The sequence below is a fragment of the Achromobacter xylosoxidans genome (genome assembly GCF_002192695.1).
GTDB classification, from domain to species: domain Bacteria; phylum Pseudomonadota; class Gammaproteobacteria; order Burkholderiales; family Burkholderiaceae_B; genus Achromobacter; species Achromobacter xylosoxidans_C.
Map to the genome: position 1 here is coordinate 1 of NZ_MTLG01000086.1, position 26,084 is coordinate 26,084.

The 26,084-nt window shown below is 67.7% G+C and carries 25 protein-coding genes; 7 read left to right on the forward strand and 18 right to left on the reverse strand.

What is annotated here, in order from left to right; genetic code table 11:
- Nucleotides 1–62 precede the first annotated feature (62 nt).
- The 4 genes from BRO63_RS21535 to BRO63_RS21550 all read right to left on the reverse strand — a co-directional run bounded on the left by BRO63_RS21535 (nt 63) and on the right by BRO63_RS21550 (nt 2,611).
- Nucleotides 63–803, reverse strand: coding sequence for an aldolase (locus tag BRO63_RS21535; RefSeq protein ID WP_088141762.1), 741 nt, complete (start codon nt 801–803; stop codon nt 63–65).
- 60 nt (nt 804–863) lie between these two features.
- On the reverse strand, nt 864–1,268 hold the full coding sequence (locus BRO63_RS21540) for a YchJ family protein (RefSeq protein WP_088141763.1): 405 nt from the start codon (nt 1,266–1,268) through the stop codon (nt 864–866).
- A gap of 21 nt (nt 1,269–1,289) precedes the next feature.
- Nucleotides 1,290–1,562 carry a GNAT family N-acetyltransferase gene (locus BRO63_RS21545; protein WP_088141764.1) on the reverse strand — a complete coding sequence of 91 codons (273 nt, stop codon included), beginning with the start codon at nt 1,560–1,562 and terminating at the stop codon, nt 1,290–1,292.
- 98 nt (nt 1,563–1,660) lie between these two features.
- Nucleotides 1,661–2,611: a 3-hydroxyacyl-CoA dehydrogenase NAD-binding domain-containing protein gene (locus BRO63_RS21550; protein ID WP_088141765.1), complete on the reverse strand. Its 951-nt coding sequence runs from the start codon at nt 2,609–2,611 to the stop codon at nt 1,661–1,663.
- 120 nt (nt 2,612–2,731) lie between these two features.
- Between BRO63_RS21550 and BRO63_RS21555 the strand changes: the two genes are divergently transcribed.
- Complete coding sequence (locus tag BRO63_RS21555) at nt 2,732–3,364, forward strand: hypothetical protein (protein WP_088141766.1); 633 nt, start codon at nt 2,732–2,734, stop codon at nt 3,362–3,364.
- Nucleotides 3,365–3,407: 43 nt separating this feature from the next.
- Here the strand turns inward: BRO63_RS21555 and BRO63_RS21560 are convergent, their stop codons facing one another.
- Nucleotides 3,408–4,808, reverse strand: a complete 1,401-nt coding sequence (locus BRO63_RS21560; RefSeq protein WP_088141767.1) for an MFS transporter — start codon at nt 4,806–4,808, stop codon at nt 3,408–3,410.
- 112 nt (nt 4,809–4,920) lie between these two features.
- On the opposite strand from BRO63_RS21560, the gene BRO63_RS21565 reads away from it, so the two are divergent.
- Nucleotides 4,921–5,790, forward strand: a complete 870-nt coding sequence (locus tag BRO63_RS21565) for a LysR family transcriptional regulator (RefSeq protein ID WP_088141768.1) — start codon at nt 4,921–4,923, stop codon at nt 5,788–5,790.
- A 91-nt stretch (nt 5,791–5,881) separates the two neighbouring features.
- Complete coding sequence (locus BRO63_RS21570; protein WP_088142022.1) at nt 5,882–7,297, forward strand: amidase family protein; 1,416 nt, start codon at nt 5,882–5,884, stop codon at nt 7,295–7,297.
- A 66-nt stretch (nt 7,298–7,363) separates the two neighbouring features.
- Here the strand turns inward: BRO63_RS21570 and BRO63_RS21575 are convergent, their stop codons facing one another.
- From BRO63_RS21575 to BRO63_RS21615, 9 genes are all read right to left on the reverse strand, one after another.
- On the reverse strand, nt 7,364–8,152 hold the full coding sequence (locus BRO63_RS21575; RefSeq protein ID WP_088141769.1) for a 2-keto-4-pentenoate hydratase: 789 nt from the start codon (nt 8,150–8,152) through the stop codon (nt 7,364–7,366).
- A gap of 4 nt (nt 8,153–8,156) precedes the next feature.
- Nucleotides 8,157–8,534, reverse strand: coding sequence for a hypothetical protein (locus tag BRO63_RS21580; protein WP_179215176.1), 378 nt, complete (start codon nt 8,532–8,534; stop codon nt 8,157–8,159).
- Between the two features lie 136 nt (nt 8,535–8,670).
- The gene (locus tag BRO63_RS21585) at nt 8,671–9,951 is read right to left on the reverse strand and encodes a glutamate-5-semialdehyde dehydrogenase (RefSeq protein WP_088141771.1); all 1,281 of its coding nucleotides are present in this window, start codon (nt 9,949–9,951) and stop codon (nt 8,671–8,673) included.
- Between the two features lie 114 nt (nt 9,952–10,065).
- Nucleotides 10,066–11,121: a DNA polymerase III subunit delta gene (gene holA / locus BRO63_RS21590; RefSeq protein ID WP_088141772.1), complete on the reverse strand. Its 1,056-nt coding sequence runs from the start codon at nt 11,119–11,121 to the stop codon at nt 10,066–10,068.
- Nucleotides 11,122–11,784, reverse strand: coding sequence for an LPS-assembly lipoprotein LptE (locus BRO63_RS21595; protein ID WP_088141773.1), 663 nt, complete (start codon nt 11,782–11,784; stop codon nt 11,122–11,124).
- Between the two features lie 11 nt (nt 11,785–11,795).
- On the reverse strand, nt 11,796–14,453 hold the full coding sequence (leuS, locus tag BRO63_RS21600) for a leucine--tRNA ligase (RefSeq protein ID WP_088141774.1): 2,658 nt from the start codon (nt 14,451–14,453) through the stop codon (nt 11,796–11,798).
- A gap of 85 nt (nt 14,454–14,538) precedes the next feature.
- On the reverse strand, nt 14,539–15,759 hold the full coding sequence (locus BRO63_RS21605; RefSeq protein WP_088141775.1) for an MFS transporter: 1,221 nt from the start codon (nt 15,757–15,759) through the stop codon (nt 14,539–14,541).
- 50 nt (nt 15,760–15,809) lie between these two features.
- Entirely contained in the window at nt 15,810–16,322 is a 513-nt protein-coding gene (locus BRO63_RS21610; RefSeq protein WP_088141776.1) for a MarR family winged helix-turn-helix transcriptional regulator, read from the reverse strand.
- Between the two features lie 154 nt (nt 16,323–16,476).
- Nucleotides 16,477–16,947 (reverse strand): HU family DNA-binding protein, encoded by a 471-nt coding sequence (locus tag BRO63_RS21615; protein ID WP_054451206.1) that lies wholly within the window; start codon nt 16,945–16,947, stop codon nt 16,477–16,479.
- A gap of 307 nt (nt 16,948–17,254) precedes the next feature.
- Here BRO63_RS21615 and BRO63_RS21620 point away from each other — a divergent pair, with 307 nt between their 5' ends.
- The 4 genes from BRO63_RS21620 to BRO63_RS21635 all read left to right on the forward strand — a co-directional run bounded on the left by BRO63_RS21620 (nt 17,255) and on the right by BRO63_RS21635 (nt 21,817).
- On the forward strand, nt 17,255–18,415 hold the full coding sequence (locus BRO63_RS21620) for a D-alanyl-D-alanine carboxypeptidase family protein (protein WP_088141777.1): 1,161 nt from the start codon (nt 17,255–17,257) through the stop codon (nt 18,413–18,415).
- A gap of 12 nt (nt 18,416–18,427) precedes the next feature.
- The gene (locus tag BRO63_RS21625) at nt 18,428–18,976 is read left to right on the forward strand and encodes a hemerythrin domain-containing protein (RefSeq protein WP_088141778.1); all 549 of its coding nucleotides are present in this window, start codon (nt 18,428–18,430) and stop codon (nt 18,974–18,976) included.
- An 82-nt stretch (nt 18,977–19,058) separates the two neighbouring features.
- Complete coding sequence (locus BRO63_RS21630) at nt 19,059–19,931, forward strand: phosphonopyruvate hydrolase (RefSeq protein WP_088142023.1); 873 nt, start codon at nt 19,059–19,061, stop codon at nt 19,929–19,931.
- A gap of 128 nt (nt 19,932–20,059) precedes the next feature.
- A complete protein-coding gene (locus tag BRO63_RS21635; RefSeq protein WP_088141779.1) occupies nt 20,060–21,817 on the forward strand; it encodes a SulP family inorganic anion transporter in 1,758 nt (585 codons plus the stop codon).
- A gap of 19 nt (nt 21,818–21,836) precedes the next feature.
- Here the strand turns inward: BRO63_RS21635 and BRO63_RS21640 are convergent, their stop codons facing one another.
- From BRO63_RS21640 to rpmG, 4 genes are all read right to left on the reverse strand, one after another.
- Nucleotides 21,837–22,601, reverse strand: coding sequence for an ABC transporter ATP-binding protein (locus tag BRO63_RS21640; protein WP_088141780.1), 765 nt, complete (start codon nt 22,599–22,601; stop codon nt 21,837–21,839).
- Complete coding sequence (locus tag BRO63_RS21645; protein ID WP_088141781.1) at nt 22,598–24,487, reverse strand: ABC transporter permease; 1,890 nt, start codon at nt 24,485–24,487, stop codon at nt 22,598–22,600. The genes BRO63_RS21640 and BRO63_RS21645 overlap by 4 nt, the downstream gene beginning before the upstream one ends.
- A complete protein-coding gene (locus BRO63_RS21650; RefSeq protein WP_088141782.1) occupies nt 24,487–25,710 on the reverse strand; it encodes an ABC transporter substrate-binding protein in 1,224 nt (407 codons plus the stop codon). Before BRO63_RS21650 ends, BRO63_RS21645 begins: the two co-directional genes overlap by 1 nt.
- Before the next feature lie 180 nt (nt 25,711–25,890).
- Nucleotides 25,891–26,058, reverse strand: a complete 168-nt coding sequence (gene rpmG / locus BRO63_RS21655; protein WP_003810296.1) for a 50S ribosomal protein L33 — start codon at nt 26,056–26,058, stop codon at nt 25,891–25,893.
- Between the last annotated feature and the right edge of the window lie 26 nt (nt 26,059–26,084).

Here is a 26,084-nt window from a genome sequence, read left to right on the forward strand (position 1 = left end):
CAATGAAAAACCCCTCGCAGGCAGACCCTGCGAGGGGTTTTGTTTTTGTCGTCAATATGCGGCTAAGGCAATTGGCGCCGCAAGGCGGCGAAGAACAGTTCGGATTGCAGGCGTTCGCTCTGGACCTGCGCGGCGACCTTTGCCGCCAGCTCTGCGTTGACCGGCACCAGCGGACGCCCCGTGGACTGCGCCAGCACCTGGGCGGTACAGGCTCGTTCCAGGAAGAACAGGTCGTCGTAGGCATAGTCCAGCCGCTCGCCGCAGACGACGACGCCATGGTTGCCGAGGAATACCACGTCCGCGCCCTGCATCGCATGAGCGATGCGTTCGCCTTCGCTGACGTCCAGCGCCAGGCCGTTGTAGTGCTGGTCTATCGCCAGGCGGCCGTGAAAGCGCATGGCGTTCTGGGACAGGGTGGTGTCGAGCGCGCGATCGGACGTGAGGGTCAAGGCCGTGGCGTAAGGCATGTGCGTGTGCAGCACACAAGCCTTGCCGGCGATGCGGTGGATGGCGGCATGGATGAACATGGCCGTGGGTTCGACTGCATGGCGGCCCGCGAGCTTGTTGCCTTGGGCATCGATCAGCACGATGTCTTCTGCCTGCACTTCATGCCACATCAAGCCGCGGGGATTGAGCAGGAAATGCTCCGAGTCGCCGGGCAGCACGACGCTGAAGTGATTACACACGCCTTCGCCCAGGCCATGCGCCGCGGCGGCCCGCAAGGCGAGCGCAAGGTCGGCGCGCAATGCCGCGACAGGTTCAGCGTGAAAGAGCGCTTCGGCGTGGCGAGGATCCTGGTTCATGTCTGCTTTTCTGGTGTCTGGGTTGGGGAAGGCCTGGCGCGGAGTGCGGGACCAGGGTGGTCAGTACAGGTCGCCGTCCACGTAGAACCACTGGCCGCCTTCGCGCACGAAGCGGCTGAGTTCGTGCAGACGATGGGCGCGGCCGCCCTGGCGGCTGCGGGCAACGAATTCCACGGTGGCGTGCTCGGGATCCTGGCTGGCCGTTTGCTTGATTCCCAATCCCAGCCATTTCAGGTCGGACGGATTGGGGTCGAGCGCTGCGGGGCGGGTGCTGGGGTGCCAGGTCGCCAACAGATAGGGCAGTTTGTCCAGCACGAAGGCGCTGTAGCGCGAGCGCATCAGCGCTTCGGCGGTGGGCGCCTGCATGGCCTGCGGGCCGTCATGCCAGCGGCCGCAGCATTCGGAATAGGGCTTGGGATTGCCGCAGGGACAGGCCGCTGCCGGGAGCTTGGAGGGTTTGGTCACGATGCGAAAAGCCAGGGATGCTCAGGCCAGCAGGTCGCTGTATTCGGGGTGCCGGCGGATATAGGCGTCGGCGTATGAGCACAAGGGCCGCACCTTCCAACCCCGGCTGCGCGCGTCGTCCAGCGCGTACTTGGTCAACGCCGCGGCGATGCCGCGGCCGCCTACCTGGCTGGGCACGCCGGTGTGCGTGATCGCCATGGTGTTGCCTTGCAACTGGTAGTCGAGCACGCATAGGACGCCATCGACGGTGGCGGTGTAGCGGGAAAGCGAGCTGTCGTGTGTGACGGAAATCATTCGGAGGAATCCTGCCATGGAAGTGGGCAGGCGGCGTTGCCTGCCGGTTTCGAGAGTGATGTCGGCTTGCTGGCCCGAACCGGGCCCGCTGCGCCGGGTCAGCGCTGCAGCACTTTCAGCAGCGCGGTCAGTTGCGCATCGCGTGTCTGTACCAGATCGGCGATGCTGCGCTGGCCTGCCTCGGCGTTGACGCCCGCGATCAGGCGCTGCTGCAGTTCGGGGGTGACTTCCGGCGCGCCGAGGTCGTCCCACCAGGTTTGCACAGGGCCCAGCAAATGGTCCATGAAGTTGGCCAGGCCGCCCGCGCCGCCGCCCAGATTGAAGGTCATGTGCGGGCCGAACAATGCCCAGCGCAGGCCGGGGCCTTGCGACACGGCGGCATCGATGTCGGCCACGCTGGCGACGTTCTCGGCCGCCAGATGTATCGCTTCACGCCACAGGGCCGCCTGAAGACGGTTGGCGATGTGGCCGGGGACTTCCTTGTTCAAGCGGATGGGGTACTTGCCCAGGCTGCGGTAGAAGGCGATGCAGCGATCGATGGTGTCGGCCGAGGTCTGTTCTCCACCCACCACTTCGACCAGCGGAATCAGGTGCGGCGGATTGAACGGATGTCCGATGACGAAGCGCGAGGCGTGGCGGCACTGCGATTGCAGGCGGCTCATGATGAGGCCGGAGGAGCTGGACGCGACGATCACATGCGGCGGCAGCGCCGCGTCCATGCGCGCGAACAACGCGGTCTTGAAGTCTTCGCGCTCGGGCGCGTTTTCCTGCACGAAGTCGGCGCCGGCCAGCGCGGCCTCCAGGTCTGGTTCGAAGCGCAGGGCCTCGGCCGAGGCGCCGGGCTGCACATGCCCGAGTTCCGCCAGCACGGGCCACGCGGCCTGCACGCGGGCTCGCGTCAGCGCTTCGGCATCTGCGGCCGGGTCGCTGACGACAACCTCGAGGCCGCGCGCGAGGAACAGCGCGGCCCAACTGGCGCCTATGGTGCCGGCGCCCACGATGGTGACTCGGCGGATGGCGGGTGGATTGGACGTGGCAGGGCTGGACATGCGGGTCTCCTGTGAGCGCGGATAGGAGCATTGTGAAGCAAACGCCGGCCCGTTGCCATGCGGGTGCGGCGCGGGCAAGATAAGGGGTTCTTTTTCTAATTCTGAACCCCGGAGTCCTGCATGAATGCGACGTCAGCCCTGCGATCCGCCGTGCCGTATTTTTGCCAATGGGAGTCGGCGCATCTGGCTGGCGAGATCATCGAGGGCAAGCTCGCGCTGGCCGATGACCCGGCCTGGCGCGGCTCGGGCGCGCACGACGTGGAAGAGTATGCGCGCTGGGCCAGCCACGTCTGCGGCATGGCTTGCCTGAAGATGGTGCTGGCAGCGCGCGATGGGCGGCATTACCCCACGCTGGAGCTGGCGCGCGGCAGCCTGCCCTATGGCGCCTACACGGTAGAGGGCGAGCAGATCAAGGGACTGATCTACGCGCCGTTCGTGCGCTACGTGGGAGAGGCGTTCGGCCTGCAAGCGCGGGTGCATGTCGATCTGCGCGCGGACGAACTGCCTGGCTTGATGTCGCAGGCTGCCTATTTCATGGCGTCCGTGCATCCCTGGATACGCTGGCCCGAGCGGCAACCACCCAGGAAGGGCGGGCATTTGGTGCTGGTGACCCGCGCAACGCCGGACTCGGTGACCTTCCACAACCCCTCGGGCGAGCCCGGCACGCAGGCCGATGTTGAACTGCCGCTGGCCGTGTTCGACGAATTCTTCGCGCGACGCGGCGTGGCCATATTGCCGGCCGCGCACGCCTGAGCGCGGCGGCGGTTGCGAGGCCTGGAGCGGCGGCCGCCAGCGATCAGGCATTGCGGGCGCGTCGTAGATGCCGCCACACCAACGCGACCGCGATCAGGTAGCTTGCGGCGATGACGGCGTAGGCCGACGGCAGGCTGGCGCGCCAGTCCGGCAGCAGATGCAGGATGGTGCCCATCAGCGCGACGCCGACCAGGGCGCCCGATTGCCGGTTGGCGTTCAGCGCCGCGGCGGCGCTGTTTGCGAGGCCTTTCCCGGAGACCTGCATGACCACGCTGGTCATGGCAGGCACGGCGATACCCACGCCCAGGTTGGACAGCGCGACCGCGACGGCAAACGGCCAGTAGGCCATGTCCGGCGAAAAGACGAAGATCCCTGCGCTGCTCATGACGGCGGCCAGCGACATGCCGCCCAGCAATGCAGTGGACACGTTCCGGCGCGCCGAGATCCGGCTCGATATCAGGTTGCCGATGGAAAACACGGCCAGCATCGGCACCAGCTGCAGCCCCGTCTGCAGCGCATCCGCGCCGCGCGCCTGTTGCAGGAACAGGCTGAGCAAAAAGAGCTGGCCGTAGGACCCAAGATTGATCAGAAAGCCCACGCCGTTGGCGGCGGCGAATTGCGGGGTCACGAACAGGGCGCGGGGAATGATGGGGTCGGCGTGGCGGCGTTCGCGCAGCACCAGCAGCAGGCCGGCGGCCGCGCAGAGGGCTGCCATGCTCATGATGCGGGTGGAAGACCAGCCATAGGCATTGCCCTGGATCAGCACGAAGCACAGCGACGACAACGCAATCACGCCCAGCACGTGGCTCAGCGGATTGAGCGCGCGCGGCCGGCGCGGTGCCGCCAGGATCCGGCTGCGGGCCAGCCACAGTCCGGCAAGACCCAGCGGGATGTTGATGAGGAAGATCCCGCGCCAACCGAACTGGTGGATCAGCACGCCGCCCAGCAGGGGGCCGGAGGCGCCCGCGACGGCGACGATGGCGGACCAGGCGGCCAGCATGCGGTTGCGCACCTGCTCGTCGTCGTAGGCGTGGGTCAGCAGGCTGAGGGAGCTGGGCATGAACAGCGCGGCGCCCAGGCCTTGCAGCATGCGGGCCAGGATTAGCATGTCGGCGTTGGGCGCAAGCCCGCAGAGCAGGGACGCCACGGTGAAGACGGCCAGGCCTGCGAGGTAGACGGTCTTGGCGCCGTAGCGGTCGGCCAGCGCGCCGGCCACCAGCAGCAGGGCCGCGAAGGTGAGGGTGTAGCCATCCACGATCCAGACCAGGTCGGTCAGCGGAACGGTGAACTGAAGCGCGATGCTGGGCAGGGCGACGTTGACGACGGTGACGTCCAGCATGGCCATGACAAAGCCGATGGCCAGCGTGACCAGCGGGAGCAGGCCGGCGGCTGCGGGCTTGGCGTCCAGGGACGCGGCCGGGATATTGGGACAGGCGGAGTTCATGATTGAGGCTTGCGGCGGCTTTCGAGGACTGAAGCTTAGGCCCTTGGTGTGATGCAAAAAAGCAGAATAATTGCTTTATAGTGATGCAAAAATGCATTTCACTAAGGCAGCCATGGACTGGGACAACGCCAGGATCTTTCTGGCCATCTATCGGGTGGGCACGCTGCGTGGCGCGGCGGCGTTGCTGCAGGTCGACCAGGCCACGGCCGGACGCAGGCTGGCGGCGTTGGAGTCTTCGCTGGACGCGCGGCTGTTCCTGCGCACGCCGGGCGGATACGTGCCCACGGCAGCGGGCGAACTGGCCTTCGCGGCAGCGGAGCGCATGGAGCAGGCGGCGGACCAGTTGCAGCGGCAGATGCAGGGGCTGGACCACCGGCTGTCGGGCGTGGTCCGCGTGGCGACGTCTGAAACCGTCGCCAGCTACTACATCATGGAGGCCGTGCGGCGCGTGCATGCCCACCACCCGGACATTCGCGTCGTGCTGTCCACGGCGATCCAGCTCAGCAACCTGACGCGCCGCGAGGCGGACCTGGCGATCCGCAACATCCGGCCGGACAATCCCGACCTGATACACCGCCATCTGGCGCGCAAGGAGGTCGGACTGTATGCCTCGCGGGCCTATCTGGAGGCGCATGGCGAACCGCGGCCGGGCACGGCGTTCGCGGGGCACACGCTGGTGACGTACCAGCAGGCGGTGCTGCCGGGCTGGTCCGATACGTTCTGCGGCGAGCCCACGGGCAACGGGCGCATAGGCGTGGAACTGAACTCCGGCCTGATGATAGTCGAGGCGGTCGCGGCCGGCCTGGGCATAGGTCAGGTACCGACGCACATGGCGCCGCTGTACCCGGACCTGGTGCGCATCTGGCCCGCGCGCAACGAACCGTATGACCTTTGGCTGGTGATGCATGGCGACCTGAACCGCACGGCCCGCGTGCGCGCCGTGGCCGATGCCATCGTCGAGGTGTTCGAAGAGGATCAGTAGGCGCGGGCCCGGTGGGGCGGCTTGTGGGCGGGCGCGGCAGGCGCTAAGGTTTGCCTGATCCATCAACGCAACCATGACTCAGGAGTCGCGCGTGTCCGATCTTTGGCGTTTGTCCGCAGTTGAGCTTGCCGCCCGCATCCGCAAGCGTGAAGTGTCCGCCCGCGAGGCCGCGCAAAGCGCGCTGGGCCGGCTGGATGCCGTCAACCCCGCGATCAACGCGGTGGTGGACCATCGTCCCGAAGAGGTGCTGGCGCAAGCGGCCGAGGTGGATGCGATGCTTGCGCGCGGCGAAGACGCAGGACCGTTGGCCGGGGTGCCCGTCACCGTGAAGGTCAACGTGGATCAGGCTGGCTTTGCCACAACCAACGGCGTGCAGCTGCAGAAGGATCTGATCGCGGCCGGGAACAGTCCGGTCGTCGACAATTTGCGGCGCGCGGGCGCCGTGATCCTGGGACGCACCAACACGCCTGCATTTTCCCTGCGCTGGTTCACCGGCAACGCGCTCCACGGCGACACGCTGAATCCGCGCAATCCGGCGCTTACGCCTGGCGGCTCCTCGGGCGGGGCGGCTGCCGCGGTGGCCGCCGGCATCGGGCATCTGGCGCATGGCACGGATATCGCCGGTTCCATCCGCTATCCGGCCTATGCCTGCGGCGTGCACGGCCTGCGGCCGTCGCTGGGACGCGTGGCTGCCTACAACGCGGCGCTGCCGGAACGCTCTATCGGCGGCCAACTGACCGCGGTGTCCGGCCCGCTGGGACGCAGCATCGCCGACCTGAGGCTGGGCCTGGCCGCGCTGGCGGCGCGGGATGCGCGCGATCCCTGGTGGGTGCCGGCGCCGCTGGTGGGGCCCGAGGCGCCGCGACGGGCCGCGTTGTGCCTGAATCCGGACGGCATGGACACCCAGCCCGCAGTGGTCAAGGCCTTGCAGGAAGCCGCGCGCCGGCTGAGCGAGGCAGGCTGGACGGTCGACACGCTGGATGCGGTGCCCCCGATGCAGGAGGCGGCGGACCTGCAGATCCGCATGTGGCTGGCCGACGGCTACGAGGCCATGGTCGCGGCAGCCGAAAAAGAGGGCGATCGCGGCGCCCTGGTGGCGCTGGCCGGCCAGCGCGAGAAGGCTGCCGGCGCCGACCTTGCCAGTTTTTCGGCGACCTTGACGCGGCGCGCCACGCTGACGCGCCTGTGGGAGCTGTTCTTAGCCGAGTACCCCGTGCTGCTGCTGCCCGTGTCGGCCGAGCTGCCGTTCCCGGACAAGCTGGACCTGCAAGGCGATGCTGCCTACGCCCGTGTCTGGCGCGCGCAGATGACGCAGATAGGCGTGCCCTTCATGGGCTTGCCGGGCCTGTCGGTGGCGATGGGCAGCGCCATGAGCGAGGCGGGCGTGAGCCCGGTCGGCGTGCAGGTGCTGGCGGGACGTTACCGCGAGGACCTGTGCCTGGAGGCGGGCGAAATCATCGAGGCGGGCGCGGCGCCCATCGAGATCGCCGAGCCCGCGGCCCGCTAGCGCCCCGCGTGTCCGCCTGTGCGGACAACGCGGGCTTGGGTCCGAAGGCGGCCGGGTACTGCGGGGCTAGGGCCTGCTGAAGCGCAGGCGCAGGACGCCCAGGTCGCCGTAGGCGAGTGCCAGGTCGTGGTTGGCCGGCACGTCCAGGAAGCCGGCGTAGGAGCCGGTGATGACGTGCTGGCCGGCGCGCAGCCCCAGGCCCTGTTCGCGCAGAAAGTTGGCCAACCAGTAAAGCCCCGCCTTGGGACGGTCGTTCGGGTGGATGCCTGCGTGCTGTTCGGTTTCGACGCCGTCCACGGACAGCGTGATGCTCATGCTGCCAGGCGCCTCGTGCGGCGACGCGATGCGCGGTCCAAGCACCAGGCCCTGGTTGAACATGTGGTCGGCCAGCAGTTCAGGCAGGCTGGCGTGCTCCGGGGCGGCATAGCGGCAGCCCAGTACTTCCAGGGCCAGGCGCGCGCCGCCGATGGCGGCGTCCACTTCGGCTTCGCTGTAGGGCTGGGGGCGGGCGGGCAGGTCCCGCGCGATTTCGAACGCGATCTCGGGTTCGATGCGCACGGTCGCCGTCTGCGCCACGACAGGGCCTGCCTCGGCGTAGGCGACGGTCGAGGCGTAGATCGGCGCGACCACGCTTTTCTCGGGCGTGGGCAGCGCGCTCTTCCAGGCGCCGATATCGTCCTGGTGGTTCTCAAGCAGCAGCTGCGCGGTGCGCTGCTGCACGGCGAAGGCCTGGTTCAACGATTGCGGGCGGCAGTCCGCGGGCAGGCGCGGGCCGGCGACGCCGGACACGCGCGCGGCGATCAGGTAACGGGCCGCGTCGAGGCTGCCGGGGTAGTCTTCGATTTTGATCTGCATGCGCTCAAGCTCCCACGAACAGCATGATCCAGAGCACGATCATGGCGATCAGGCCGAGCCAGCACGACCCCCAGAAACCGACGATCGGCCATTTCAGCGACAGGGGCGTCTTCTTCGGGTCGACGTGATCCAGCAGATCGTTGGCGTTGCCGATCAGCCAGAAACGCGTGCCGGGAAACATCAGGCGGAAGAAATAATCCAGCATGATGGACGCCTGGATCGCAAGCGGATACTGATTGAATTGACGGTGCTGCAGGTACGGGTGCTTCAGCTTGGCGTTGATCTGCTTGCTCTTGAAGAACAGCACGATGCCGCTGATCGTGCACGTGATGAAGCACAGCAGGAAGAGGCTGAAGGCCATGGCCATCGCGGGTGAGTACATGGGGATCTCAGGAAGACGCGGTGCGCCGCGTTCGGATGAAAAGAAAGCCTGCGAAATATTGCTGGCCGTATTGTAGAAGGCTTGCCGCAGCCCCGTGTTCAGGGCTGCGTCAGCCGTCGCGCCGCGACGCGCAGGGTCAGCCGCGCACCTGGCCTTCGCCGCTCAGCACCCATTTCAGCGTGGTCAGGCCTTCCAGGCCGACCGGACCGCGCGCGTGCAGGCGGTTCGTGGAAATGCCGATCTCGGCGCCCAAGCCGTACTCGAAGCCGTCGGCGAAGCAGGTCGGCAGGTTGACGTACACCGAGCTGGAATCGACCTCGCGCTGGAAGCGCTGCGCGGCGGACAGGTCCTCGGTGACGATGGCATCGGTATGGCCGGAGCCCCAGCGCGCGATGTGCTCGATGGCGTCGTCCAGCGTGTCGACGATGCGCACGGCCAGGATGGGGCCCAGGTATTCCGTGGCCCAGTCTTCTTCCGTGGCCGGCTTGGCATGCGGCAGCAGGGCCAGCGTGCGCGGGCAGCCGCGCAGCTCGACGCCGTGCTCGGTGAGCGCCGCGGCCAGGCTGGGCAGGATGGAAACGGCCGCCACCGCGTCGACCAGCAGGGTTTCCATGGCGCCGCAGATGCCGTAGCGATAGGTCTTGGCGTTGAAGGCGATGGCGTGCGCCTTGTCCGGATCCGCCGCCGCGTCGATGTAGACGTGGCAGTTGCCGTCCAGGTGCTTGATGAGCGGCACGCGCGCTTCCTGCGACAGGCGGGCGATCAGGCCCTTGCCGCCGCGCGGCACGATGACGTCGATGTGCTCGGTCATGGTGATGAGCTTGCCGACCGCGGCCCGGTCGGCCGTGGCGACGACCTGCACCGCGTCCTGCGGCAGGCCCGCGGCGGCCAGGCCGGTCTGCACGACGCGGCCCAGCGCGATATTGGAATGGAGGGCTTCGCTGCCGCCGCGCAGGATGGCGGCGTTGCCGGACTTCAGGCACAGCGCGGCCGCGTCTATGGTCACGTTGGGACGCGATTCATAGATGATGCCGATCACGCCCAGCGGCACGCGCATCTGCGCCACGCGCATGCCGTTGGGGCGCACGCTGGTGGCGGTGATGCTGCCGATGGGATCCGGCAGGGCGGCGATCTGGCGCAGGCCTTCCGCCATGTGCGCCAGCGTCTTGTCCGACAGGGTCAGGCGGTCCAGCAGGGCCGGCTCCAGGCCGTTGCTGCGCGCCGCCGCCAGGTCTTTCTCGTTGGCGGCCTTGAGTTCGTCGTGGCTGGCGGCCAGGGCGTCGGCCATGGCCAGCAGCGCCTGGTTCTTGGCGGCGCCATTGGCGCGCATCATGGCGCGCGAGGCGCGGCGGGCGTTTTCGCCCAGGGTGATCATGGCAAGTTCGATGGAGGACGAGGACATGGCAGCGTCGATCATGAAAGTGGGGCGGCGCGGGCGCCGCCTGGAGATTCAGTGTATATCCGGCCGCAGGGCCGGGCGAATTCCAGCCGGATGGCTGGAGGGGAGGCGAAGGCGGCGGCTATGCCGCCTTCACGGTCGTCCGCCGGCGGCGGCGACGCGCAGCGCGAGCCGCGTCATTTCTTCCCAGGGATCGGACAGGCGGCCGGGCACCGACAAGCCCTTGATCAAGCGGTCCACTTCGTGGGCGTGCTGCACGGCGGCGGGCCACACGTTCGGCTGCACCCGGCCGAGCGCCTGCAGCGCCAGGCGCTCGTGCGCACCGAAGATGCGCAGGCGGCGCATCAGGCCGTTGACGTCCTGGCCCAGGGCGCGGGCTTCGGCGACGCGGGCCAGCAGGCGGATTTCCTCGCCGACCGCCCAGAGCACCAGCGGCAGGGCTTCGCCCTCGGCGCGCAGGCCGTCGATCATGCGGATGGTGCGGCCGGTGTCGCCGGCGAGCATGGCGTCGCGCAGGCCAAAGACGTCGTAGCGCGCCACGTTCAGCACCGCGCGTTCCACGTCTTCCGCGGCCAGCTGGCCTTCGGGGTAGAGCAGGCCCAGCTTCTGGATTTCCTGGTGGGCCGCCAGCAGATTGCCTTCCACCTTGTCGGCCATCCATTGCAGCGTGGCGCCGTCGGCGCGCTGGTTCTGGCGCGCCAGGCGCATGCCGACCCAGGCGGGCAGGCGGCCGCGTTCGATGTTGGCGATATCGACCATCATGCCGCCGCGGCTCAAGGCCTGCACCCAGCGGCTTTCGCGGGTGGCCTTGTCCAGGCGGGGCAGGGCGATCAGGACGAGCGTGTCCGGATCCGCCTGCTTTTCGGCCTGTTCGGCCAGCTTGGCCAGGGTGTCGGCGCCGGCCTTGCCGGGCTTGCCGGTCGGGATCTTGATTTCAAGGATGCGGCGGTCGCCGAACAGCGACACGCTCTGGGTGGCGGCGGTGACCGAACTCCAGTCGCTGCGCGCATCCATCACCATGGACAGGCGGTCGGTGTACCCCGCGTTGCGGGCCGCGGCGCGCAGGGCGTCCACGGCCTCGGTCACGAGCAGGGGTTCATCGCCGGACACCGTGTAGAGCGGCGCCAGGCGGTTGCCTGGCCGCTGCAGGTGCTCGGCCAGGCGCTCCGCGTCCAGGGGTTGTGCCATTTAGCGCAGGATGGACGGGTCTGTGGTGGACGGCGTCTGCCACGGCGCGGGCGTGCGCTTCTGATCCGGCAGGGTCGGGTCGTACAGCGGAGTCTCGCCGTCTTCGGCGCGCTGTTCGGCATTCTCGAACGCGTTGCGCACTTCGGGCGCGGTCATGCGGCGCAGCAGGCGTGATACGAGATCACGTTGCATGGCCCGGTACAGCGTCTCGATCTGGCCTTGCTTGGCCTGCACGACCTGGTCGTCATACGGCATTTCACGGTAGATCGAGAGCGTCGTGTCCGGGATCAGGGCGCGGCCCTTGCTGTCGATGAGGCGGAACGTGTAGTTGATGCCGAGTTCGTATTCCTCGACGCGGCCCTGGGCGTTCAGCGACACCTCGCGCAAGGTACGGACCTCGTTGACCTGCTGCAAGATGGCCTGGGCGTCCTTGGGGGTTGCCACGAGCTTCGTGTCTGGAGACGCCGCGCGCAGCGCGCGGCGCACGTCGGCGCCAAACTGCGTGGTGTCGGAGATGCCGACGTACAGCGTCTGGAACGGCAGCGGGGTGACTCCCCGCAAGGCGAAGCCGCAGGCGGAAAGCAGCATGAACAGCGCCAGGCAGGCGCCGCGCAGCAGCCAGGACTGGCGGGGGGAATGCGTTTGTTGCCCGGCGAAGTGCATGCTTGACCTCATCAGCCTACGACGTTGACCAGTTTGCCCGGAACCACGATGACGCGCTTGGGCGGACGGCCTTCCAGGAAGCGGGCGACCTCTTCCTGGGATGCCGCGAGCTTCTCGATGTCTTCCTTGGCGGCCTTGGCGGCCACGCGGATGGAGCCGCGCAGCTTGCCGTTGACCTGGAGCATCAGCTCGATCTCGTCGGCGACCAGCGCCGCTTCGTCCACGTGCGGCCAGGGCGCGTCGAGCAGGTCGCCCAACTCGTGGGCGTAGCCCAGGTCGCGCCACAGGTGCCAGGTGATGTGCGGCACCACGGGGTACAGCACGCGCAGCAGCACGCCCAGCGTTTCGGCGTAGGCGGCATCCGCGGCGGCGCCTTCGGGCAGCTTGGCGTCGTCGATGGCGTTGAGCATCTTCATGCAGGCGGACACGACGGTGTTGTACTGGATGCGCTGGTAGTCGTAGTCGGCTTGCTTGAGCAGGCCGTAGACTTCGCGGCGCAGGTCCTTGACCGGGGCCGGCGCCTGGGCCCAGTCGGCGCCGTGGGCCAGGCCGCGCGCGATGGCTTCGCGCTGGCCGTAGCTGATGGACCAGAGGCGGCGCAGGAAGCGGTTGGAGCCTTCGACGCCCGAGTCGGACCATTCAAGGGTCTGTTCCGGCGGGCTGGCGAACATGACGAACAGGCGAGCCGTGTCGGCGCCCAGAGTGTCGATCAGCGATTGCGGGTCGACGCCGTTGTTCTTGGACTTGGACATCGTGCCCACGCCGCCGTAGGTGATGGCCGAGCCGTCCGACTGCAGCTTGGCGCCGACGATGGCGCCGCGCTCGTCGTAGACGTTTTCGACGTCTTCGGGCCAGAAGTACTCGATGCCGCCCTGGGGCGTCTTGCGCGAATAGATATGGTTCAGCACCATGCCTTGGCACAGCAGCTTGGTGAAGGGCTCGTCGAAGTTGAGCAAGCCCATGTCGCGCATGACCTTGGTCCAGAAACGGGCGTACAGCAGGTGGAGCACCGCGTGTTCGATGCCGCCGATGTACTGGTCCATCGGCATCCAGTAGTCATTGCGCGCATCGACCATGGCCTGGTCGTTGCCTGGCGAGGTGTAGCGCATGAAATACCAGGACGAGTCCACGAAGGTGTCCATCGTGTCCGTTTCGCGGCGCGCCGGCTTGCCGCAGCTGGGGCAGGCGCAGGACAGGAAGGCTTCGTTCTTGGCCAGCGGGTTGCCGCTGCCGTCGGGGATGAGGTCGTCGGGCAGGACCACCGGCAGGTCTTTTTCCGGAACCGGGACCGGGCCGCAATCCGCGCAGTGGATGATGGGGATGGGGGTGCCCCAATAGCGCTGGCGCGAGATGCCCCAGTCGCGCAGGCGCCAGGTGGTCTGCTTTTCGCCCAGGCCTTGCGCGCCGAGGTCGACGGCGATGGCGTCGACGGCTTCCTTGTGCGAGAGGCCGTCGTACTTGCCCGAGTTGATGGTGCGACCGGCCTGCTTGTCGCCGTACCACTCCTGCCAGGCGTGGGTGGAGTATTCCTTGCCGGCCACGTCCACGACCTGCACGATGGGCAGCTCATATTTCTTGGCGAAGGCGAAATCGCGCTCGTCATGCGCCGGCACGCCCATCACGGCGCCGTCGCCGTAGCTCATGAGCACATAGTTGCCGACCCAGACCTCGACCTCGGCGCCCGTGACCGGGTGCGTGACGTACAGGCCCGTGGGCATGCCTTCCTTTTCGCGCGTGGCCATTTCGGCCTCGGTCGTGCCGCCCAGCTTGCATTGCTCGATGAATGCGGCCAGCTCCGGATTGGACAAGGCGGCCTGCGTGGCCAGGGGGTGTTCCGGCGCCACGGCGCAGAAGGTCACGCCCATGATGGTGTCGGCGCGGGTGGTGAAGACGTACAGCTTGCCGTCCTGGATCAGCTGGCCGTCCTGGCCGGCGATCTGGTGCGGGAAGGCGAAGCGCAGGCCCTCGGACTTGCCGATCCAGTTTTCCTGCATCAGTCGCACGCGCTCGGGCCAGCCGGGCAGGTCGTTCTGGACGGCGCCCAGCAGTTCGTCGGCGTAATCGGTGATGCGCAGGTAGTAGCCGGGGATCTCGCGCTTTTCAACCAGCGCGCCCGAGCGCCAGCCGCGGCCGTCGATGACCTGCTCGTTGGCCAGCACGGTCTGGTCCACCGGATCCCAGTTGACGACCTGGGTCTTGCGATAAGCGACGCCCTTTTCCAGCATCTTGAGGAACAGCCACTGGTTCCACTTGTAGTACTGGGGGTCGCAGGCGCACATTTCGCGCGACCAGTCGATCGCCAGCCCCATCGCCTTCATCTGCTTCTTCATGTAGGCGATGTTGTCGTACGTCCACTTCGCCGGCGGCACCTTGGACTTGATGGCGGCGTTTTCCGCCGGCATGCCGAAGGCGTCCCAGCCCATGGGCATCAGGACGTTGTAGCCGCGCATGCGCAGCTGGCGGGCCATCATGTCGTTGATGGTGTAGTTGCGCACGTGGCCCATGTGCAGCTTGCCGCTGGGGTAGGGCAGCATGGAGCAGGCGTAGAACTTCGGCTTTTCGGAGCCGTCGGCGTTCTGCGCGTGTTCATGGACCAGGTAGACGTCGCGGGCCTGCCAGTCTTGGTGGGCGGCTGCTTCGACGGTAGTGGGGAGGTAACGTTCCTGCATGGGCTCGTGCACGGTGGCAAAAAAAGGGTGAGCCGCCTCGCCGCGCGGGCGCGGAGGCGGTCAAAACCCCTGATTATAGGAGGTGCTAGGCGCGGGCAGGGGACGGAGCCGTTTCAGGGATGCGCGCGCTGGGCGCAAGGGTGCCATAAACCAGCGTAATCACCCCGAGGACGGCGCCCGCCGTGACCACGCCGGGCCAGCCAAAATGGGCGTACAGCCAGGACGATACCAGTGAACCGGATGCTCCGCCGATGAAGTAGCTGGTCATGTAGCCCGCCGTCAGCCGGCTGCGCGCCTCGGGGCGCAGCCGGTAGAGGGAGCTGGTATTGGTGACGTGCACGCCCTGGATCGCCAGGTCCTGTACCAGGATGCCGGCCAGCAGGGCCAGCACCGACGCCTGGCCGAACGCCATCAGTCCCCAGGAACCCAGCAGCAACAGCAGCCCGACGCGGGTGGCCAGGTTGCCCAGGCCCCGATCGGCCAGGCGGCCGAAACGGTTGGCGGCGTAGGCGCCAGCGGCGCCCGCCAGGCCGAACAGGCCGATGGCGGTGTTGCTGTATTGATAGGGCGGGCTGGACAGCAGGAAGGTCAGTGGCGTCCACAGCATGCTGAAGGCCGCGAACAGCAGCCCGCCCAGCAGCGAACGGGCGCGGAACAGCGGTTCCTCGACGAACATGCGCAGGATCGAGCCCAGGAGGCGCGGATAGCTCAGCCCGGCGGGGCTCTGGTGGCGCGGAAGCAGGCGCCATAGCGCGGCGGACATGATCAGCATCAGGATCGCCGCCACCCAGTACACCGTGCGCCAGCTGCCCACGTCGGCCAGCACCCCCGCGACGGTGCGGGCCAGCAGGATGCCCAGCAGCAGCCCGCTCATGACGGTGCCTACCGCCTTGCCCCTTTCGTGGGGCGCGGCCAGCGTCGCGGCGTAGGGCACCAGGATCTGCGCCACCACGGACAGCATGCCGGTCAGCGCCGTGCCCAGGATCAGCACGGTGATGTTCGGGGCGAAGGCGGAAATCAGCAGGCCGCCCGAGGACAGCAGGCTCATCAGCACGATCAGGCCGCGGCGCTCGAACATGTCGCCCAGCGGTACCAGCAGCATCAAGCCGACTGCGTAGCTCAATTGCGCCGTGGTGACGATGCTGCCGGCCGTGGCGGTGGACAGCGAGAATTGCTCGCTGATGGTGTGCAGCAGCGGTTGCGCGTAGTAGTTGCTGGCGACCGCGAGGCCGGTGGCCACCGACATCAGCAGGATGATGGGCGCGGTCAGCGTGGGCGTCTGGGAGGACTGGGTGGCGGAAGTCATGGATCTGGAACGGGGTGGGGGAGCTGCGGGTGGAGCGCGGGGCGGCAGGCTTAGACGCCGACGCCGCCAGGCGTTTCCTGGTCCTGCTTGATCAGCAGTTTCCTGAGCAGGCCAGCCAGTTGCTTGCGCTCGCTGGCGGCCAGGGGCTCGAGCAGTTCATTGAGGTCCTTCAGGTAGTCCTTGAGCACCAGCTTGATGGTGCGCAGGCCTTCGGCCGTGAGCGACACGATGACGCCGCGCCGGTCTTCCGGATTGGGGCTGCGCGTGAGCAGTCCGGCCTGTTCCAGGCGATCGAGCCGGTTGGTCATCGCGCCGGAGGTCAGCAGGAGGGCCTCCACCAGTTTTTGCGGATTCAGCGCGTAGGGCGCGCCGCCGCGATACAGCGTGGCCAGCACGTCGAATTCGCCCTGGTGCAGGCCGTAGTTGCGGAAGCTGCGGTTCACGTTGCGGGCGGCCAGCGCGTTCAGGCGGAACACGCGGGTGACGACGGACATGGCGGCGAAGTCCTGGGAGGGACATTCGCGGGTCCATTGCGAGATCACCAGATCGACGAGGTCATTCATGGGTAGACGGTGTTTATTTTTACATGAAGTATCTTAACATGAAGATAAATTGAGAGGGCCGGCCCATGCGCCGCATGCGCCGGCCGCGGCAAAAAAAGAAGGGCCCGCCTCTTGCGAGGCGGGCCCTTCCGGCTTGACCGGAACTACGCGCGGATTACTGCGCGGCGTCCTTCAGCTTCTTGAGCGGGCGAACCTTCACCTTGACCGAAGCCGGCTTGGCGGGGAACCAGCGCTCTTCACCGGTGAACGGATCCTTGCCGAAGCGCTTGGCCTTGGCGGGAACCTTCTGCACGGCAACCTTGAACAGGCCGGGCAGCGTGAATTCGCCAGCGCCCTTCTTGTCCACGGAGCCCAGCACCGAGGTTTCCAGGCTGGCCAGGACGGCCTTGACCGACTTGGCTTCGACGCCGGATTGCTCGACGATGTAGGCGATGAGCTGGGTCTTGTTCAGAGCAGCCTTGATGGCCTTGGGGGCAGCAGCGACCTTCTTGGCGGCGACGACCTTCTTGACAGCCGGCTTGGCAGCGGGCTTCACAGCGGGTTTGGCAGCAGTTGCCTTCTTTGCGGGCGCCTTGGCGGCGGGCTTGGTGACTTTCTTGGCAGGAGCTTTTGCTTTCGTGGCCATGGTCAAAATCCGTATGTTGAGGTCATGGAGCAGCGCGCGCGCCGGATATCGGCGTTTAACGCTACGCGGCCGATGATAGCGGAAGAGTGACGTTCAATGCGGTTTTCTAACGGGTTTTTGGCCCTTGTTTGTTGTTTTCGACACAGAAAGTGCTTTGTAGAAGGGCTCCAGCAAGATGTGGTGACATCCATCGCGCAATTTTTCAGGTGTCGCAGGCACTGAACCAACTGCGCCGCGCGTGTTCCAATTGCGTGCCCTGCGCGATACCTGCGCGGGAAAAACCAAGCATGGAAGTGAAGCAAGCCCTATGTTGATGAAGAAGTTGGCGGCGAGCCTGATCGTCGCGGCCGCGTGCATGTCGGGCGCCATGGCGCAGACGGTGCCGGCGCCGGCCTTGTCGGCCAAGGCCTGGCTCTTGCTGGATGAAACCAGCGGACAGGTAATCGCGTCGCACGCGGCGACGACCCGGATCGAACCCGCGTCCCTGACCAAGATCATGACGGCCTACGTGGTGTTCGAGGCGCTGAGCAAGAAAGAGCTGTCGGCGGCGCAGTTGGTCACGGTGTCGACCCGCGCCTGGAAGGTGCCGGCGGGCAGCTCGAAGATGTTCCTGGAACCGGGATCCAAGGTGTCCGTGGACGATCTGCTGCGCGGCCTGATGATCCAGTCGGGCAATGACGCGGCCATTGCGCTGGCCGAGGCGGTATCGGGCAGCGTGGAGGCCTTCGTGGCGCGGATGAACGACACCGCCGCCAGGCTCGGCCTGCATGCCACGCATTTCGCCAGCCCGCACGGCTTGCCCGATCCGGGGACCTACTCCACCGCCAGCGACCTGTCGGTGCTGGCCACGCGCTACATCCGCGACTATCCCCAGCTCTACAAGACCTACGATTCGGCCAAGCAGTTCACCTACAACAAGATTACGCAGCCGAACCGCAACCGCCTGCTCTGGCTCGATCCCAGCGTCGACGGACTGAAGACCGGGCACACCGAATCGGCCGGCTATTGCATCGTTGCCACCGCGCAGCGCCCCAATGGCGCCGATCGGCGCCGCCTGATCACGGTGGTGGTGGGCACGGCGTCGGACAAGCTGCGCACGCAGGAAAGCCGCGAGTTGCTGGAGTGGGGCTTTCAGGGGTTCAATACCATCAAGCTGTACGCGCGCGGCCAGGCCGTCGCCACGCCCGAGGTCTGGAAGGGCGAGCACGACAGCCTGAAGGCCGGATTCGCGCGCGACGCGTACGTGACGGTGCCCGCCGGCGCCAAGGTCGAGCCAGTCTGGACGCCGCAGGATCCGCTGATCGCGCCGATTGCCGCGCAGTCCCCGGTGGGCGCGGTGCGCGTGCTGGTGGACGGCAAGCCCGCCATGCAATTCCCCGTGGTGGCGCTGGAACCGGTGGCCGAGGCGGGATTCGCGGGGCGCGCGTGGGATTCCATCCGCTTGTGGTGGCGTGGCCACGCCGGATAACGGAGGTGTGCAATGGCGGTGAGCTTTCCTGGAGGTCCGGCCCCCGCGCCGGGGGCCGATGATCCCCTGGCCCTGCTGTCGGCCTGCCACGGCCGCATTTCCCGCCAGTGCGCCACGCTGGGACGCCTGGCCGGGCACCTGCCGGTGCACGGTAGCGACCCGGCGGCCCAGACCGCGGCGGCCAGCGTCCTGCGTTATTTCGATACCGCGGCCGTCCATCACCACGAGGACGAGGAAGAGGACCTCTTTCCCGCCCTGATCGAATCCATGGCCGGATCCGACGCCGTCTGTCTGCACGCGCTGGTGGATGGCCTGGTGGCCGAGCACCGCCAACTGGCGCTGCGCTGGGAGCCCTTGCGCCAGGCCCTTGCCGAGATCGCGGCGGGCCGGCAGGCCGAGCTGCCCGCAGGCCAGATCCAGGAATTCACCGACGCCTACGCCGCGCATATCCAGCGCGAAGAGAGCGAGCTGCTGCCGATGGCGGCGCGGCTGATCGCGGACGATGCGCTGGCCGCGATCGGGCAGGCCATGAAGGCGCGGCGCGGCGGCGAGGCCGGCTGAGGTTTCGGACAAGGCCAGGATTGGCGCTACGATGGCCACAGCCGGCGCGCGGCGCGCCGGGTTTGCCGCCCACGTTCCCGCCATGAACAGAAACGCCCGTTTCCGCCAGAAATTGCAGGGTTCCGCCCTGATGCACGCCATGTCGGCGCACAACCCGCTATCCGCCAGGCTGGCGGCCGACGCCGGGTTCGACGCCATCTGGGGCAGCGGCTTCGAGCTGTCGGCCAGCCATGCGGTGCCTGACGCCAACATACTTTCGCCCTCGCAGCATCTGGACATGATGCGGGCGATCGCCGCCGCGGTGGACGTGCCCGTCATCGCCGACATCGATACCGGATTCGGCAACGCGATCAATGTCTCGTACATGGTGCCGCAGTATGAAGCCGCGGGCGTGTCGGCGGTGGTGATGGAGGACAAGACCTTTCCCAAGGACACCAGCCTGCGCGCGTCCGGCAGGCAGGAGCTGGTGCGGGTCGAGGAATTCCAGGGCAAGATCGAGGCGGCCTGCGGCGCGCGCCGCGATGCGGATTTCTGCGTGATCGCCCGGACCGAGGCCCTGATCGCGGGTGCCGGCGAGCAGGAGGCGCTGGCCCGCGCCCGCGCCTATGAAGCCGCGGGCGCGGACGCCATCCTGATCCATTCCAAACAGAGCACGCCCGACGAGATCCTGTCGTTCGTGGCCGCATGGCAAGGCCGCGCGCCGCTGGTGCTGGTGCCCACCGCCTATCCCCAACTGCGCGAATCCGACATCCAGGCGCTGGGCAAGGTGGGTTTGGTCATCTATGGCAACCACGCCATCCGCGCCGCTGTGGGGGCAATGCGGGACGTATTCGCCCGCATCCGCCGCGATGGCGGCATCCACCAGGTGGACGCTGGCCTGCCGACGGTCAAGGAGATCATTGCGCTGCAGGGCGATGCCCACATGCGGGAGCTGGAGCGCCGCTACCTGAAGTAAGCGGGACGCGTTGCGCGCGGGGGGCGCTAGCGTTTACGCTAGGCGACCCGCCGCGGACTCCATGCGCCGCAGGCGGGCTAAATCAGAAAGTAGATGCCGAGGGACAAGAAAGAATGATGCAGGGGGGGATGAGCGTCGCGCGCCGGTTGTTCGGCTCGTGGGTGGACGAGGTCAATGCGCGGACCTTGCGCGCGGATGCGACGGCGGGCCTGCTGGGCGCGCTGCTGGTGCTGCCGCAGGGCGTGGCGTTCGCCATGCTGGCGGGCCTGCCGCCTGAATACGGCCTGTATTCGGCCATCGTGCCCTGTATCGTCGCGGCGCTCTTCGGATCCAGCCGCCACGTCATGTCGGGTCCGACCAACGCCAACTCGCTGGCGCTCTACGCGGTGCTGACGCCGCTGGCGGTCGCCGGCAGCCAGGGCTACATCCAGCTGGCGCTGGCCGTGACCGTGCTGGTCGGGTTGATGCAATGGCTGGTGGGCACGCTGAAGCTGGGCTCGCTGGCGCATTTCATTTCGCCTTCGGCGCTGTTCGGCTTCACCAGCGGCGCGGCCCTGCTGATCGCCGTGCATGCGCTGAAGGACGCCCTGGGCATGCCGGCGCCGGACGCGCACGGCGCGGGCGCCTTGCTGGCAAGCCTGGCGATGAATATCGGGCAGGTGCACTGGGGCGCCTTGCTGGTGACGCTGACGACCCTGGCCGTGGCCTTGCTGGTTCGGCGGCTGGACAAGCGCAAGCCCTACATGCTGGCGGGATTGGCGGCGGGGGCGCTGGCGGCCGCGGCCTTCAATGCGCTGAGCGACGGCGCGCCGGTGTCCGTGCTGGGCGCGCTGGCCCAGCCCTGGCCGCCGTTCCATATTCCCAGCGTCGACTGGCGCGCCTTGCCCGAACTGCTGAGCGTCGCTTTCGCGCTGACCATCGTGGCGCTGGCGCAGTCCATTTCCATCGCCAAGGCCGTGGCCACGCGTTCGGGCCAGCGCATCGACGCCAATCGCGAGTTCGTGGGGCAGGGGCTGTCCAATATCGTGGGCGGGTTCTTTTCCTGCTATCTGTCCTGCGGATCGCTCAACCGCTCGATTCCCAACTACGAGGCCGGCGCCAAGACGCCGCTGGCTTCCGTGTTCTCGGCCTTGTTGCTGGTGGCGCTGGTGGCCTTGTCGGCGCCGCTCCTGGCCATGATTCCGCACGCCGCGATCTCCGGACTGCTGCTGCTGGTGGCTTGGACCCTGTTCGACATTCCGCGCTGGCGGCAGCTCGTGCGCACCCAGCGCGGCGAAGCGGTCATCGCCGCCGCCACCCTGGCCGCCACCATCACCATACGCATGGAAGTGGCGATCCTGCTGGGCACGGTGTTGTCGCTGATGGTCTACCTGCACCGCACCTCGCGGCCCGCGATGCGCACCATGGGCTTCGACTCGCGCGGCTTGGAGCGGCGCTTCGTGGTGCTGGAGCACGCGCCGGATGCCTTGCCGGAGTGCCCGCAGTTGAAGCTGCTGCGCATGGAAGGCTCGGTCTATTTCGGCGCCGCCACGCATGTGGCGCAGCGTTTGCACGAACTGCGCGCGGCGCCCGGCGCGCCGCGCCATCTGCTGGTGATGGCCAAGAGCATGAACTTCATCGACATGGCGGGCGCGCAGGTCTGGGAAGACGAGCTTGCCGCCAGGCGGGCCATGGGCGGCGATCTATATTTCCACCGCCCGCGGCCGGAAGTGCTGGACATGTGGCGCCGCACGGGCTTCCTGCAGCGCCTGGGCGAGGACCACATCTTTCCCGACAAGGCCACCGCGCTGCATGCGATCTACGCCAAGCTGGACCGTGGCATCTGCGAAGGATGCCAGGCCAAGATCTTCTGGGAATGCCAGCCCAACGGGCTGAGGAACGACTGAGGCCGCGTGTGCAGCCGGTTCAGGCCGGCTGCGGCGCTTCCGTGCCCAGATAGGCCGCGCGGACCCGCTCGTCGGCCGCGATCTGCGCGGGTTCGCCCTCGGCCAGCAGGCTGCCGCGCACCAGCACCGCGATGCGGTCGGCATGTGTGAACACCACGTCCAGACTGTGCTCGGTGAAGAGGACCGCGATGCGCTGCGTGTCGGCCAGCGTGCGTGTCAGCCGCATCAGCGCGTGGCGCTCGTTGGTGGCCATGCCCGCCGTGGGTTCGTCCATCAGCAAGAGGCGCGGCTGGTGCGCCAGCGCCATGGCCAGCTCGACCCGCTTGACGTCGCCATACGCCAGGGTGCCGCAATGCTCCTGCGCCTTGTCCGCCATCTGCACCTGCGACAGCAGCATCATGGCCTCCTCGGCCGCGTGGCGGGTGGCACGGCGCCACGGATTCAGCAGCAGCCGGTCGCGCGACAGCAGCGCCGTCTGCACGTTTTCGCGCACCGTCATGGAGCGGAAGGTGGCGGCGGTCTGGAAGGTGCGGCCCACACCCAGCCGGCAGATCTTGCCTGCCGACAGGCCCACCAGTTCGCGGCCGTCCAGCAGGACGGAGCCCGAGTCGGGCCGCAACTGGCCGCCCAGCGCGTTGAAGCAGGTGGACTTGCCGGCGCCGTTGGGGCCGATCAGGGCGAGCATCCGGCCCGCATCCAGCGTAAAGGACACGCCAGCCAGCGCGTCGATGCCGCCGAACGATTTGCGCAGCTCGCGGACTTGCAGCAAGGGAGTGGTATTCATGCGCGCCCCCGGTTCCAGCGCGCGGCAAGGCGTGCGGCGGCGCCGGCCAGCCCCTCGGGAAAGGCCATGACCAGGGCCAGGATCGCCAGCCCCAGTACCGCGTGCCAGTACTCGGTGCTGCGCGCGGCGGCATCCTGCAGCCAGGTGTAGGACGCCGCGCCCACCAGCGGGCCGGCCAGCGTCTGCAATCCGCCCAGCAGCACCATGACCAGTCCGTCCACGGAGCGGCTCACGGCCAGCGTGTCGGGCGCGATGCTGCCCTTGGAAAATGCGTAGAGCGAGCCCGCCAGGCCGGCAGCAAAAGACGCGGCCACGAAGCCCGCCCATTGCACGCGCCGGGTATCCATGCCCAGCGCCTCGGCGCGCAGCGCCGAATCGCGCACGCCGCGCAGCGCATAACCCAACGGCGAGAACGCCAGGCGGCGCAGCCAGACGATGCCCGCCACGCAAAGCGCCAGCGTCAGGTAATAGAACCAGGGCCCCTGGGCAAGCCAGGCCGACGGCCACAGCCCGATCAGGCCGTTGCTGCCGCCGGTCACGTCATCCCATTGATAGGCGAGCGCCCAGAGGATCTGCGCCACCGCCAGGGTCAGCATCGCCAGGTACACGCCCGACAGGCGCACGCAGAACCAGCCGAACAGCAGGGCGCCGAATGCGGCGGCGAAGGGGCCGAGCAGCAGCGCCGCTTCCATCGGCAAGGCCGCCAGCTTCAGGAGCAGCGCGGCGCCGTAGGCGCCCAGGCCGAACCAGGCGGCGTGGCCGAACGACGTCATGCCAGCCAGTCCGGTGAGGAAATGCAGGCTGGCGGCAAACAGCGCGGCGATGAGGATTTCGGTCAGCAGGATGCCCAGATAGGGGCTGTGCGCGGCCGCCACCGGCGCCAGTACCAGGAGCGCCAGCAGCGCGCCATAGGCCAGCCGCAGCCCGCGGCCGGCGGGGGCGATGGGGCGCTCGGGCGCCGCGGCGTGCGCCGCGGGCTCTGGCGGCTTGCCCAGCAGGCCCCAGGGCCGCACGACCAGCACCACGGCCATCACGGCGAATTCGGCCAGCAGCGTGAGCTTGGACAGGTTGAACAGCCAGGGGCCGATCTGCACTTGTCCCAGGAACACGAACAGCGCCTTGACGGAGCAGATCAGCAAGGCGGCAAGGAAGGCGCCGGGAATCGAGCCCAGGCCGCCCACCACCACCACCACGAAGGCGCTGGCAATGATTTCCAGGTCCAGGCCGAGCGTGGCGGGCACGCGCGGCGCCGCCAGCGCGCCGCCCAGGCCTGCCAGGAACGCGCCCAGGGTGAACGCGGAGGTGAACAGCCAGGCCTGGTTCACGCCCAGCGCGGCCAGCATCTTGCGGTTTTCCGCCGCCGCCCGCAGCAGCCGGCCCCAGCGGGTGCGCATCAGCAGCAGCCACAGCAGGCCCAGCACCACGGGGCCGGCGGCGATCAGCAGCAGGTCGTATTCGGGATAGCGGCGGCCAAGGATCTGCACGGCGCCAGACAGGCCGGGCGCGCGCGCTGCGAACAGGTCTTCCGGCCCCCAGAGGGCCAGCGCGGCGTCGCCGATGATGAGCACCAGCGCAAAGGTTGCAAGCAGCTGGAATAGCTCGGGCGCCTGGTACAGGCGCCGCAGCACCAGCCATTCGGCGGCCGCGCCGATCAGGCCCGTGGCCAGCGCCGCCAGCAGCAGCCCGGCCCAATAGCCCGCGCCGTCGCCGAAGTAGCTGGTGAAGGTCCAGGCCAGGTAGACGCCCAGCATGTAGAACGAGCCGTGCGCAAAGTTCACCACGCGCGTGACGCCGAAGATCAGCGACAGGCCGGCGGCGACCAGGAACAGCGCGCTGGCGTCCGCCAGCCCATTGAGCAGCTGCAGCAGCAGCCCCGACAGGCTCATCAGTGCGCCGGGCGCATCTTGCGCACTTGCTCGTCAGGCGGCTGCAGGCGGGCGCCGTCGATGTAGGCGAAGTCCTTCATGATGCCCTTGCCGTCTTCCACCGCGGTCACGCCCACGTACACGCCCATGGTCGACTGGTGGTCGATCTTGCGGTACTGGATGGGGCCGTAGGGCGTGTCCACCTTCAGGCCGGCAAACGCGTCGACCAGTTTTTCGGTGTCCACCTCGCCCGCCGCCTTCAGGCCCTGGGCGATCGACATGAGGGACGCGTAGCCCACGACCGAGCCGACCTTGGGCGTTTCGTTGTAGCGCTTCTTGTAAGCTTCGACGAAGGCGGTATTGGCCGGGGTGTCGATGGCGTACCAGGGGTAGCCGGTGACGATCCAGCCGGTGGGCGTGTCGGCGCCCAGCGGCTCCAGGTATTCGGGTTCGCCGGACAGCACCGACACCACGGCGCGGTTTTCGAACAGGCCGCGGGTATTGCCTTCGCGCACGAAGCGCGTCAGGTCGGCGGCGAACAGTACATTGAAGATCGCGTCGGGCTTGGCGTCCGCCAGGGCCTGCACCACGGCGCCAGCGTCGACCTTGCCCAGCGGCACGGCCTGCTCGGCGACGAACTCCACGTCGGACTGGAACGAGGTCATCATGGCCTTGAAGGTGGCCACGGCGGACTGCCCGTATTCATAGTTGGGGTAGACGATGGCCCAGCGCTTCTTGCGCAAGGCCAGCGCCTTGGGGGCCAGCGCTGCCACGTGCATCCAGGTGGAGGGGCGCAGACGGTAGGTATAGCGGTTGCCGTCCTGCCAGGTGATCTTGTCGGTGAGAGGTTCGGCTGCCAGGAAGAACACCTGCTGCTGCTTGGCGAAATCCGTCAGCGCCAGGCCGGTGTTGGACAGGAAGCCGCCGAACAGCAGCTCGACCTTTTCGCGCGCCAGCAATTCCTGGGCCGCGCGCACCGAATCGCCGGGGTTGCCGTTGTCGTCGCGCGAGATCACTTCCAGGTTCCTGCCCAGCACGCCGCCGCCGGCGTTGACCTCTTCCAGCGCCAGCTGCCAGCCCTTTTTATAGGGGCCTAGGAAGGCGGGAATCGCCTTGTAGCTGTTGATCTCGCCGATGCGGATGGGCGGCTCCTTGTCCTTGGCCGAGGCGGCGGGAGTCAGCGCCAGGGCCAGGAGTGCCGGCACCGCGGCGCGGCGCAACAGGGTAAGGCAGGGACGGAACATGGCAGGTATCGCGTGGAGAGGGAGTCTGGCGCTTGGAGGCGCGGCGGATGACAGCGGCCCAATTGGAACATGGCCTTTCGCCCTGGGGCAATAGACACGCGTCCGGCGCGGCGCCCGCCCGGAAACGAAAAAAGGCCCTGCGATGCAGGGCCTTTTCGTCTTGCGGGAAAACCGGCTGAATTACTTCAGCTTGGTTTCCTTGTAGTCAACGTGCTTGCGAGCGACCGGATCAAATTTCTTGATCAGCATCTTCTCGGGCATGTTGCGCTTGTTCTTGGTGGTCGTGTAGAAATGACCCGTGCCGGCAGTCGACTCGAGCTTGATCTTTTCGCGGATACCTTTGGCCATGTCGTGCTCCTAGTATGTAGATTGGC